Origin of the sequence: Pannonibacter anstelovis (assembly GCF_036881715.1) — a bacterium.
GTDB classification, from domain to species: Bacteria; Pseudomonadota; Alphaproteobacteria; order Rhizobiales; family Stappiaceae; genus Pannonibacter; species Pannonibacter anstelovis.
Map to the genome: position 1 here is coordinate 218,542 of NZ_JBAKBF010000005.1, position 10,885 is coordinate 229,426.

Consider the following 10,885-nt stretch of genomic DNA (forward strand, 5'->3'; position numbering starts at 1 on the left):
GGGTGGACAGGCGCGATGACCTGTTCGTGTCCCCCTTGAATTACGGACTGAGCAGTCCATATTCAAGGCCATGACGAAAAAGACTGCCGAACCACGCCTCTCTGCAGCCGGATCAACTGCTGGTCCGGGCCGCCCGCGTTCCTATGACGAGGGCGAGGTTCTGCGTGCGGCGCTGGAACTGTTCCGCCGTCAGGGCTTCGAGGCGACTTCGCTGGATGATCTGACACAGGCGATGGGCATCAGCCGTTCGTCACTTTATGCAGCCTTTGGCTCCAAGCAGGATGTGCTGCTGGCCGCCCTGCGGCGCTACTCGGCAACGGCGCTCGAGACGCTGAAATCCATCGGCGATGCGCCCCATGCGCACCGGGCAGAGGCGGTGTCCGCCATGCTGCGGGCGCTGGCGGATCCATCCGGCGGCAAGCATGGCTGCCTGCTGGTCAATTGCATTACCGAGCTCGCACCCCAGAATGAAGAGGTGGCCGCTCTCGGCCGCCGGCATCTGGAGCGGATTGAGGCGATCATTGCCGAAGCGCTGGATGAAAACGGGCCGGAAGCTCTGCGGGGCAGGGCAAGGGCGCTGGCTGCGCTCGCCATCGGTACGCTGACCTTGCGCAAGTCCGGCCTGGATGAGGCTTATATCTCCTCGGCGCTGGATGAAGGGCTTGCCCGGCTTCTGGCTCCGCCGCAGGCCATACCCGCCTAGAGACCATCCCACACATCACTAGATCCAAACCCCGCCCAATTATGGACTGATTGATCCAGAAAGGGCTGAAAACACCCCGGAAGAAGGAATGATCCATGACTGATGCAAAGCTTTTCTCACCCGTTCAGGCTGGCAGCATGAAGCTGGCGAACCGCATTGCCATGGCGCCGCTGACCCGCAACCGCGCCCGCGCCGAAGACGACACGCCCTATGACATTCACGTGGAGTATTACGCCCAGCGTGCCAGCGCCGGCCTGATCATCACCGAAGCCTCGCAGATCAGCCCGCAGGGCAAGGGCTATGCCTGGACGCCGGGAATCTATTCGGATGCGCAGGTGGAAGGCTGGAAGAAGGTGACGGATGCCGTGCATGCCAAGGGCGGCAAGATCGTGATCCAGCTCTGGCATGTGGGCCGCATTTCGCACAACGTTCTGCAGCCGGGTGGCGCCGCGCCGGTTGCCCCGTCCGCCATTGCCGCCCAGTCCAAGGTCTATGACGGCAACGGCTTTGTCGACACGCCGCAGCCCCGCGCGCTGGAGACCTCCGAGATTGCCGGTATCGTTGCCGACTATGTGAAGGCTTCCCGCAACGCGATTGCTGCTGGGTTCGACGGCGTCGAGATCCACGCGGCCAACGGCTATCTCATCGACCAGTTCCTGCGCACCGGCTCCAACACCCGCACGGACGCCTATGGCGGCAGCCTGGAAAACCGCACCCGTTTCCTTAAGGAAGTCATGGACGCGGTGGTGGATGCCATCGGCGCGGACCGGGTGGGTGTGCGCCTCAGCCCCTTCTCCAATGCCAATGATATTCATGATGACAACCCGGTCGAGACTTTCTCCCGCGCTGTGGACATTCTCAACGGCTACGGCCTTGCCTACCTGCACATGGTGGAAGGCCAGACCGGCGGCACGCGCGAGCTGAAGCCGGGTGAGGATATCGGCGCCCTGCGCGCCCGGTTCAACGGCATCTACATCGCCAACAACGGCTATGACCGGGCGAGCGCCATCGAGGCGGTTGAAAGCGGCCGTGCGGACATGGTCGCCTTCGGCCGTCCCTTCATTGCCAACCCGGATCTGGTGGAGCGCCTGCGCCGTGACGCCCCGCTCAACGAGCTGGACCGCGACACCCTCTATGGCGGCGGCGCCAAGGGCTACACGGACTATCCGGCCCTTGAGGGCAGCGCTGCCGCCTGAAGCCTGAGGGGCTTCAACAACATCAAAATGGCGTGAAATTGCGCTCCGGGCGGTTCTGCAGCAAGGAACCGTACCGGAGCGTACTCTTTTTGGGCTTTCCGCCCTTTCGCTCTCCCGAAAAAACTGCCAAACCCTACATTTGAAGCACGCAGCAAGCGTGAGGCGGACAAAGAGGCCGCCAGCAGGATAACCCCAGGGAGTTTCCAGATGCCCGCCTATCGTTCCAGAACCTCTACCCATGGCCGCAACATGGCCGGCGCACGCGGCCTGTGGCGCGCCACGGGCATGAAGGACGGCGATTTCGGCAAGCCGATCATCGCCATTGCCAACTCCTTCACCCAGTTCGTTCCGGGCCATGTGCACCTGAAGGACCTTGGCCAGCTTGTCGCCCGCGAAGTCGAGAAGGCTGGCGGTGTCGCCAAGGAATTCAATACCATCGCAGTGGATGACGGCATCGCCATGGGCCACGACGGCATGCTCTATTCGCTGCCCTCGCGCGAGATCATCGCCGATGCGGTCGAGTATATGGTCAATGCCCATTGCGCCGATGCGCTGGTCTGCATTTCCAACTGCGACAAGATCACGCCTGGCATGCTGATGGCCGCCATGCGCCTCAACATCCCGGTGGTCTTCGTCTCCGGCGGCCCGATGGAAGCGGGCAAGGCGGTGCTGGCTGACGGCACCACCAAGGCTCTGGATCTGGTGGATGCCATGGTGGCAGCTGCCGATGACCGCGTGTCCGAAGAGGACGTGAAGGTGATCGAGCGCTCCGCATGCCCCACCTGCGGTTCCTGCTCGGGCATGTTCACCGCCAATTCGATGAACTGCCTCACCGAAGCGCTGGGCCTTGCCCTGCCGGGCAATGGCTCGACGCTGGCCACCCACGCCGACCGCAAGCGCCTGTTCGTGGAAGCCGGCCACCTGATCGTTGATCTTGCCCGCCGCTACTACGAGCAGGACGACGAAAGCGTGCTGCCGCGCAGCATCGCCTCGTTCAAGGCCTTTGAAAACGCTATGACGCTGGACATCGCCATGGGCGGGTCCACCAACACGGTGCTGCACCTGCTGGCCGCCGCCTATGAGGGCGAGGTGAACTTCACCATGGCCGATATCGACCGCCTGTCGCGCCGCGTGCCGGTGCTCTGCAAGGTCGCGCCTTCCGTGCCGGATGTGCACATGGAAGACGTGCACCGCGCCGGCGGCATCATGGGCATCCTGGGTGAGCTGGACCGCGCAGGCCTCATCGACACCTCGCTGCCGGTCGTTCATGCTGCCAGCATGAAGGATGCCCTCGACCGCTGGGACGTGGTGCGCACCACAAGCGAAGCCGTGCACACTTTCTACTCCGCAGCGCCTGGCGGCGTGCCGACGCAGGAAGCCTTCTCCCAGTCGCGCCGCTATGAGCAAGGCGTTGATACCGACCGCAAGACTGGCGTCATCCGCTCGGCCGAACACGCCTTCTCCAAGGATGGCGGCCTTGCCGTGCTCTTCGGCAACATCGCGCTGGATGGCTGCATCGTGAAGACGGCGGGCGTGGACGAGAGCATCCTGAAGTTCTCCGGCCCGGCTTATATCTGCGAAAGCCAGGATCAGGCGGTGAGCGACATTCTCACCGGCAAGGTCAAGGCAGGCGATGTGGTGGTCATCCGCTACGAAGGCCCGAAGGGTGGCCCCGGTATGCAGGAAATGCTCTATCCGACGAGCTACCTGAAGTCCAAGGGCCTCGGCAAGGCCTGCGCGCTCATCACCGATGGCCGCTTCTCCGGCGGCACCTCGGGCCTGTCCATCGGCCACGCTTCCCCGGAAGCGGCGGAGGGCGGCGCGATCGGTCTGGTGGAGCATGGCGATCCGATCGTCATCGACATCCCGAACCGTATCATCCGCGTGGATGTGAGCGACGAAGTGCTGGCTGAGCGCCGCGCCAAGATGGAAGCTAAGGGCGCTGATGCCTGGAAGCCGGAAAAGCCGCGCACCCGCAAGGTCTCGGCAGCCCTCAAGGCCTATGCCGCCCTCACCACCTCCGCCGCCCGCGGCGCCGTGCGTGATGTGGATCAGCTGACCCGCAAGTGAGCAGCGAACGATACGAATGACAAAGCCGCCGGTGTCTTGCCGGCGGCTTTTGTATTTTCCTGCCTTGATGCGGTTTCGCACGCACAGACGATTGCTTAGTTACGGCGGCTGCGTGCCTCGCGCTCCCGTGTCTTGCGACCATAGAGCCAATCGCCAAAAACGGCGAGGCTCACGGTCACAAGCATGCCGAACAACAGGCTCCAGCCGAAAATGTAGGAAATGACGACACCGCCGACGAAGCCGGCGATCATGCTCATCAATTCAATAAGCGAGTTGCGTTGCATGGGGGGCTTCCGCCGTTTCCTGCAGGGCTTGTAAGCAGCTGTTTCTCTGATGCGCAACTTTCGTATGTCAGAGAGCCCTGTCTTGTCACGTAAAAATCTTGAATTGAAAGAAAAATGCAGATGTTTTGAACTGCATTACTGAGTCTGATAAAATTTAAAATCATCCATTGAGAAATTAGCTTCGTCTCATGAGAACTTTGTTTCTTTGGTTCGAAACTTTATAGGAAAAAAGACGCGCTCAGGTTGAGTATGTGGTGTGAAGACGCGGCCTCTGCCGAAGCAGGTCCGACTCAACGCTGTCTGGATTTGAGGTGACCTATTCCGTTACGTAATATCTTCTGCGCTGCGCCCGTCAGCTTGCAGCCCCTGCGCGCAGCACCATGCCGAACAGATCCCGCGGATCATCCGGATCAGCCAGCAGGTCCAGCATCTCGCAATAGGGCAGATCCTTCAAAAGCCCGCGCAGGTAGCGCAGGGCCGAGAAGTCCTCCACCGCAAAGCCGACTGAATCGAACAGCGTCGTTTCCAGCGCCGACCGGCGGCCCGGCGCGTCTCCGGCAATCACCTGCCACAGTTCCGTGACCGGGTGATCTGCCTCAAGCTGCTGAATCTCGCCCTCGATGCGGGTCTGGGGCGTGTATTCGACAAAGATGGACGAGCGCAGCAGGATATCCCGGTGCAGCTCCGTCTTGCCGGGGCAGTCGCCGCCCACCGCGTTGATGTGCTGGCCGCTGGCAACCATGTTGTCGGTGAGGATCGTGGCCCGCTGCTTGTCCGCGGTCACCGTGGTGATGATGGCAACGCCTTCAACCGCTTCTTCGGCGCTGGCGCAGACTGTGATGTCAAAGCCGAAGCCTGCGAGATTGCGGGCGCAGCGGCGGCTGGCCGCCGGGTCGATATCATAGAGCCGCAAGCTGTTCACACCCAGAAGCTTGCGGAATGCCAGCGCCTGGAACTCCGATTGCGCGCCATTGCCGATGACCGCCATGGACCGGGCATCTGCCGGGGCCAGATACCTTGCCGCCAGCGCCGACATGGCGGCGGTGCGCAGGGCGGTGAGGATCGTCATCTCCGACAGAAGCACCGGATAGCCCGTCTCCACCTCTGCGAGCACGCCAAAAGCGGTCACGGTCTGGCGGCCGGTGCGGGTGTTCTTCGGGTGGCCGTTCACATATTTGAAGCCATAGGCAACGCCATCCGACGCAGGCATCAGCTCGATGACGCCTTCGCGGGAGTGGGAGGCGACACGCGGTGTCTTGTCGAACAGGGGCCAGCGGCGGAAATCCTCCTCGATCACCTGCGCCAGCCCCTCGATAAAGGCCTCGATGCCCACCGCATTCAGAATGCGCATCATGTTGCCGACGCTGACGAAGGGCACCAGAGCGAGCGGCGAGGGGGCTTCCTGTGACGCATGGCTGGTGGTGGTGGTCATCTTCTGGCTCCGGGTTAATAGCTGCGGGTGGGGCGGTCCATGACCCGCCGTCCGAAGAGGCTCGCGGTCAGGTCGACCATCAGGCGGGCGGTGCGGCCCCGGTCGTCGAGAAAGGGATTCAGCTCCACCAGATCCAGCGAGGTGACGAGGCCGCTGTCATGCAGCATCTCCATCACCAGATGTGCCTCGCGGAAGGTGACGCCCCCCGGCACGGTGGTGCCGACCGCCGGGGCGATGTCTGGATCAATGAAGTCCACATCAAGGCTCACATGCAGGAAGCCGTTGGCGCGGGCGCAGCGCTCCAGAAACGGCTCCAGCAGGCGGGCGATGCCGTTCTCGTCAATGGCGCGCATGTCATGGGCGGTAATGCCCAGCTCCCGGATCAGCGCCCGCTCGGGCGGATCGACCGAGCGCAGGCCAAGAAGGCAGAGGTTGCCCGGTGATACGGGGGTGTCCAGCTTCTCCCCCAGGAGCACGTCAAACCCCGGCAGGCCGCAGGCAAAGGCAACCGGCGTGCCGTGCAGATTGCCGCTGACCGTGCTCTCGAAGGTGTTGATGTCGGAATGGGCATCAAGCCACAGCACGAATTGCGGCCGCCCGGCGCCCGCCGCATGGGCAGCGTGCCCAGCCAGTGTGCCAAGGGCGAGCGCATGGTCGCCGCCCATGTAGATGGGCATCTGCGGCCCTGCAGCCAGCGCCCGGGCCTTTCGGTAAAGCGCCCGCGTCCAGCCGGCAACGGCGCGCAGGTTCTTCAGCTTCGGGTCCGCGTCCGGCACATCCAGCGCCTGATCCGGCACAACGTCGCCGTGATCCTCGACGGCAAGACCGAGCGCTTCCAGTTCTTCCTGAAGTCCCGCAGTGCGGTATGCCGCCGGTCCCATCAGGCAGCCCCTGCGGCCTGCGCCTGCCTCCACCGGTGCTCCCACAAGCGCAATCTGCGTCATCCCTCGGCTCCTTCGATGCGTATCTGCGTCTCTTCCAGAGTGAAGGCATCAGATGGCAGTCTGAAGACGGAAAATTGATCACTCTGGGCAGCGGGCTATGCAAAGTGATAAGGAAGACTTTCCAAACTGGAAGGATGCCGCATGCTGGACGATACGGATCTTGCGTTGATTGCCGCGCTCAGGGCAGATGGCCGCCGCTCGATCTCGGATCTGGCGGTTGATCTGAAGCTTTCGCGGGCCACAGTGCGGTCGCGTCTGTCGCGGCTGGTGGAAAGCGGCGAGATTCAGGGCTTCACAGCCGTTCTGCGCAATGAGGGGCAAGACCTGCCGATCCGCGCCATGATGATGCTGGCCATCGAGGGCAAGCGGGCCGATGCGGTGATCCGCCGCCTCAGCGGCATGCCGGAAGCCCGGTCGATCCACACCACCAATGGCCGCTGGGATCTGGTGATCGAGCTCGCCACCCCGGATCTCGCCTCCTTCGACGCGGCCCTCCACCGCATCCGCCTCATCGAAGGCGTCTCGGCCACCGAAACCAGCCTGATGCTGTCAGCGGTGAAGACCTGGCGGCGGTGAGAACGGCCGGAATGCAAGAAGGCCCGGCAGGGCGGTGCCAGCCGGGCCTTCTGTCTGTTGCTGTGAAGTCTTATGCCCGCCGCGTTTTTACCAGACGGGTCACGACGTTTTCGATGATGCGGTGGCCCGCGTCCTGATCAAGGGACATGATGCTTTCCGGGTGGAACTGGACGGCAGCAATCGGCTCGCTGGTGTGCTCGATGGCCATGATCACCCCGTCTTCCGTCTCCGCCGTGATGCGGAAGTCTGCGGGCAGCTTGTCCTTCTTCGCAAACAGCGAGTGGTACCGGCCGACCGTGACCGGCGAGCTCAAGCCTTCGAACAGCACCGAATTGCCGGTGAGGGTTATGGGGGAGGGCTTGCCGTGCATTGGCACGTCGAGCTGGCCGAGTTCGCCGCCCAGCCCTTCGGCCAGAGCCTGCAGCCCGAGGCAGACGCCGAACAGCGGCAGGCCCCGCGCGCGGGCGCGGCCGATGGTGGCTGCGCAGTCGAAGTCCTTCGGGCTGCCGGGGCCGGGGGAGAGCACCACCAGGTCCGGGTTCACGTCATGGAACACATGGTCGGCAACCGGCGTGCGGTAGGTGACCACATCGGCGCCGGTCTGGCGGAAGTAGTTGGCCAGCGTGTGGACGAAGCTGTCCTCGTGGTCCACCAGCAGGATCTTGAGGCCCGTACCGGGCTTCTTCTCGCGCACGGTTTCCGTTGCCTTCACGGCCAGCCCCGCCTCGCGCACAGCAGCACGCATGGCTTCGGCCTTCAGTTCGGTCTCGGCCTCTTCGTCTTCCGGGATGCTGTCATAGAGCAGCGTGGCACCGGCACGGATCTGGGCAACGCCATCCTTGATGCGAACGGTGCGCAGGGTCAGCCCTGTGTTCATGTCGCCGTTGAACAGCACGGCGCCGATGGCGCCGCCATACCAGGCGCGGGAGCTTTTCTCGTTGTTCTCGATGAATTCCATCGCCCAGCGCTTCGGTGCGCCGGTCACGGTGACGGCCCAGGCATGGGAAAGGAAGGCGTCGAGCGCGTCCATGTCCTCGCGCAGGATGCCCTCGATATGGTCCACCGTGTGGATCAGGCGGGAATACATCTCGATCTGGCGGCGGCCGATGACCTTGACCGAACCGGGCACGCAGACGCGGCTCTTGTCGTTGCGGTCCACATCCGAGCACATGGTCAGTTCTGCCTCGTCCTTGGCGGAGTTCAGCAGCTTGCGGATCTGGGCCTCGTCCTCGATGGCATTCTTGCCGCGGCGGATGGTGCCGGAGATGGGGCAGGTTTCCACCCGCCGCCCACCGGTGACGCGCACATACATCTCCGGCGAGGCGCCGACGAGATATTCCGCATTTCCGAGGTTGATGAAGAAGGAATAGGGTGAGGGGTTGATCTGCTGCAGCCGGCGGGAGACGGCAGAGGGCGGATTGGCGCAGGGCTCGTAGAAGGTCTGGCCCGGCACGGTCTCGAACAGGTCGCCCCGGCGGAAATACTCCTTGGCCCGGTCCACGATCTTTGCGTACTCGCCCGGTTCATGGTCACCCCGGCCCGGATCTTCATTGGCCGGGTGATAGGCCTGCTTCTCCCCGTCACGCGGCAGGCCATGGGTGCGCTTGCCATCCACCTCGAAGTCATATTCCAGCACATAGGCGCGGCGGCCATGGTGATCGACGATGAGGATTTCATCGGGCAGGAACAGTACCAGATCGCGCTGGTCTGCCGGGCGCTTCAGCTTCAGTTCGATCGGCTCGAACTGGAAGGCCAGGTCATAGCCGAAGGCCCCGTAAAGGCCGAGCTGATCGTCATCGCAGGCGAACAGCTCCTTGATGGCGCGCACCACGGAGAAGGTGGAGGCCTGACGCGAGCGGTCTTCCTCGCGGAAGGGGGCGGCGGGCTTGCGCACCGTCAGCGTCATGCGGCCCTCACTGGCGGCGAAGTCCTCTACGTCCGGATGGGTGGCCAGAACGCGGGCAACGGCGGGCAGCAGCACAAGCCCGCGTGCGTTGAGAGCGCGGATCTCGACGTTGCGCCCTGCCGATTCCAGCACGAGCGGCGGATTGACCAGTGCCATGTCCCAGCGGGTGTAGCGCCCCGGATACTCATAGGAGGAGGAGAGGACCGCGCCGCGCTCTGCATCCAGCCGGTCGATCCAGCGGGAGGTGCCTTCCGCATAATCGGCCGGGCGTGCGCCGCGTGTGACGGCAATGCCGCCCTTGGTCTTTAAAGTCTGCTCAGCCGGTACCGGCATTCGTCCATCCTCCAGTTCAGGTCCAGGCCTTCCCCAGCCAGACCCCAGACAGACCAAAGGCCGCCTGCGGGTCTTGCCGCGGCGGCCTTTGGGTCAACTTCGATCACGTCAGAACATGAGAAATCGCAAGGCCGCCAATCAAGCGTCCTGCCACCACCAGCCCATGCGGATCATCTGCGTGTTCATGCCTGTTTGCCTAGCGCAGCCACAGGCAGCAGGCAACCGGTGAAACGGCCTAAAAACCGCCCCTGCGCCACTTGCCTTGCCCCTGTTGCAAAATAGACCAGTCGCTTCAAGCTTGAATTATTCGGGTGCCTTACGGGGGCGGCTCTTTTCATCTTTCACAGCCCGAAAATCGCCCCTGTCCGGCAGTTGCGCACCTTGTCGGCTGTGGTGCCGTTCCAGTGGAAGTCGAAATGATCGGCTTGCAGTGGAATGGGGATGAGGTCGGGCCAGAAGATGGCGGCACATTCTCCGCCTTCGCAGCGGACACTGTGGTAGAGGATACCGTTGGCACCTGAGGCTCTGAGTTCCCGGCCCAGCGCCTGCGAGGGGGCATAGTCATCCGGGTGGTGATAGCGGACGTCCGGTCTTGCATCATGCAGCTCAAGATCAAGGCGGCAGATCAGCATGCGGAACTGGGAGGTCCAGCCCGGCGCCTCCTGCGTGGCCCGCATGGTTAGGCCGTGATGATGGGCGACTTCCCGGATCGCCACTTCCTCGGCGTTGCCTGCGCTGTAGAGGCCATAGGTGCCATCGGTGAAGCGGCCCGGCCGGTCGGTGCTGACATGGACGAAGGGGGCCATCAGATAGCTGGCACCGGGGCCGCCAACCCGCCGGTGCGGCGGCACCAGATCCAGTTGCCCGAGGTGGTCCCAGATCCGCGGATTGGTTTTCGATTCCGCCGAGGCAAGCGCTTCCCAGTCCTGCGGGTCGGCAATGTCCTCGAACAGATCAACCGGCGGATAGATGGAGCGGATGAGGCGGAAGGCGCTGGGCCACTCCACCCGTGTGAGGGCCGGTGAATTCATCAGAAGCCGCCGCGCTCCGCGTCGAGATAGGCGCGCACGCGGGCCAGCGAGAACATGTCGCCCTGCGCCATTACCTCGACCGGCGAACGCCCGCCGAAGACCGGGTTCGGCTTGCGGACCCATGCATAGCCGCGCTCCGCGTCAGTGAAGAGATAGCGCAGGCCCTTGTGGATGCCCATCAGCAGGGAGAGGCGGGTGGCGAGGTCGCGGTCGATGCGCCCCGGCTCACCCGCCTTCCAGCGCGCATGGGTGCGGGCTGGAAGGCCGCCGAGAATCTCCCGTGCCTGCGCATCGGGCAACTGCCAGCGCTCGAACAGCCGTATCACCGCGCGAGCCATCGCTGCCGCTTCTTCAGCGGTAATCTGCGGCACGTCCGGCGCAGCGCGGGTGCGGGGGATTTCCTGCAGCAT

General features: G+C 63.7%; 10 protein-coding genes. 4 read left to right on the forward strand and 6 right to left on the reverse strand.

From position 1 onward, the window contains the following. Nucleotides 1–70 precede the first annotated feature (70 nt). The 3 genes from V6L75_RS10345 (at nt 71) to ilvD (ending at nt 3,969) form a co-directional block, all read left to right on the forward strand. Nucleotides 71–703: a TetR/AcrR family transcriptional regulator gene (locus V6L75_RS10345; protein WP_334251434.1), complete on the forward strand. Its 633-nt coding sequence runs from the start codon at nt 71–73 to the stop codon at nt 701–703. A gap of 95 nt (nt 704–798) precedes the next feature. After that, nucleotides 799–1,899 carry an alkene reductase gene (locus V6L75_RS10350; protein WP_334251436.1) on the forward strand — a complete coding sequence of 367 codons (1,101 nt, stop codon included), beginning with the start codon at nt 799–801 and terminating at the stop codon, nt 1,897–1,899. Between the two features lie 207 nt (nt 1,900–2,106). Further along, nucleotides 2,107–3,969 carry a dihydroxy-acid dehydratase gene (gene ilvD, locus V6L75_RS10355; RefSeq protein ID WP_334251437.1) on the forward strand — a complete coding sequence of 621 codons (1,863 nt, stop codon included), beginning with the start codon at nt 2,107–2,109 and terminating at the stop codon, nt 3,967–3,969. A gap of 95 nt (nt 3,970–4,064) precedes the next feature. On the opposite strand, the gene V6L75_RS10360 is transcribed toward ilvD, so the two are convergent. The 3 genes from V6L75_RS10360 to rocF form a co-directional block, all read right to left on the reverse strand. Continuing rightward, entirely contained in the window at nt 4,065–4,253 is a 189-nt protein-coding gene (locus V6L75_RS10360; RefSeq protein ID WP_334251438.1) for a hypothetical protein, read from the reverse strand. Between the two features lie 352 nt (nt 4,254–4,605). Continuing rightward, entirely contained in the window at nt 4,606–5,685 is a 1,080-nt protein-coding gene (locus tag V6L75_RS10365; RefSeq protein WP_334251439.1) for an ornithine cyclodeaminase, read from the reverse strand. A 14-nt stretch (nt 5,686–5,699) separates the two neighbouring features. Then, nucleotides 5,700–6,629, reverse strand: coding sequence for an arginase (gene rocF, locus V6L75_RS10370; RefSeq protein ID WP_334251440.1), 930 nt, complete (start codon nt 6,627–6,629; stop codon nt 5,700–5,702). 144 nt (nt 6,630–6,773) lie between these two features. Here rocF and V6L75_RS10375 point away from each other — a divergent pair, with 144 nt between their 5' ends. After that, the gene (locus V6L75_RS10375; RefSeq protein WP_334251514.1) at nt 6,774–7,205 is read left to right on the forward strand and encodes an Lrp/AsnC family transcriptional regulator; all 432 of its coding nucleotides are present in this window, start codon (nt 6,774–6,776) and stop codon (nt 7,203–7,205) included. A gap of 70 nt (nt 7,206–7,275) precedes the next feature. Here V6L75_RS10375 and V6L75_RS10380 read toward each other — a convergent pair whose 3' ends face one another. From V6L75_RS10380 to V6L75_RS10390, 3 genes are all read right to left on the reverse strand, one after another. Next, nucleotides 7,276–9,444: an anthranilate synthase component I gene (locus tag V6L75_RS10380; protein WP_334251441.1), complete on the reverse strand. Its 2,169-nt coding sequence runs from the start codon at nt 9,442–9,444 to the stop codon at nt 7,276–7,278. A 341-nt stretch (nt 9,445–9,785) separates the two neighbouring features. Beyond that, a complete protein-coding gene (locus V6L75_RS10385) occupies nt 9,786–10,475 on the reverse strand; it encodes an RES family NAD+ phosphorylase (protein ID WP_334251442.1) in 690 nt (229 codons plus the stop codon). Further along, on the reverse strand, nt 10,475–10,885 hold the full coding sequence (locus V6L75_RS10390; protein WP_334251443.1) for an antitoxin Xre-like helix-turn-helix domain-containing protein: 411 nt from the start codon (nt 10,883–10,885) through the stop codon (nt 10,475–10,477). Before V6L75_RS10390 ends, V6L75_RS10385 begins: the two co-directional genes overlap by 1 nt.

What these genes read in the sequence shown, in the direction of transcription:
- V6L75_RS10345 (WP_334251434.1), top strand. Translation starts at nt 71, where the DNA reads ATGACGAAAAAGACTGCCGAACCACGCCTCTCTGCAGCCGGATCAACT.
- V6L75_RS10360 (WP_334251438.1), bottom strand. Translation starts at nt 4,253, where the DNA reads ATGCAACGCAACTCGCTTATTGAATTGATGAGCATGATCGCCGGCTTC.
- V6L75_RS10350 (WP_334251436.1), top strand. Translation starts at nt 799, where the DNA reads ATGACTGATGCAAAGCTTTTCTCACCCGTTCAGGCTGGCAGCATGAAG.
- V6L75_RS10390 (WP_334251443.1), bottom strand. Translation starts at nt 10,885, where the DNA reads ATGCTGCAGGAAATCCCCCGCACCCGCGCTGCGCCGGACGTGCCGCAG.
- ilvD (WP_334251437.1), top strand. Translation starts at nt 2,107, where the DNA reads ATGCCCGCCTATCGTTCCAGAACCTCTACCCATGGCCGCAACATGGCC.
- V6L75_RS10380 (WP_334251441.1), bottom strand. Translation starts at nt 9,444, where the DNA reads ATGCCGGTACCGGCTGAGCAGACTTTAAAGACCAAGGGCGGCATTGCC.
- rocF (WP_334251440.1), bottom strand. Translation starts at nt 6,629, where the DNA reads ATGACGCAGATTGCGCTTGTGGGAGCACCGGTGGAGGCAGGCGCAGGC.
- V6L75_RS10365 (WP_334251439.1), bottom strand. Translation starts at nt 5,685, where the DNA reads ATGACCACCACCACCAGCCATGCGTCACAGGAAGCCCCCTCGCCGCTC.
- V6L75_RS10385 (WP_334251442.1), bottom strand. Translation starts at nt 10,475, where the DNA reads ATGAATTCACCGGCCCTCACACGGGTGGAGTGGCCCAGCGCCTTCCGC.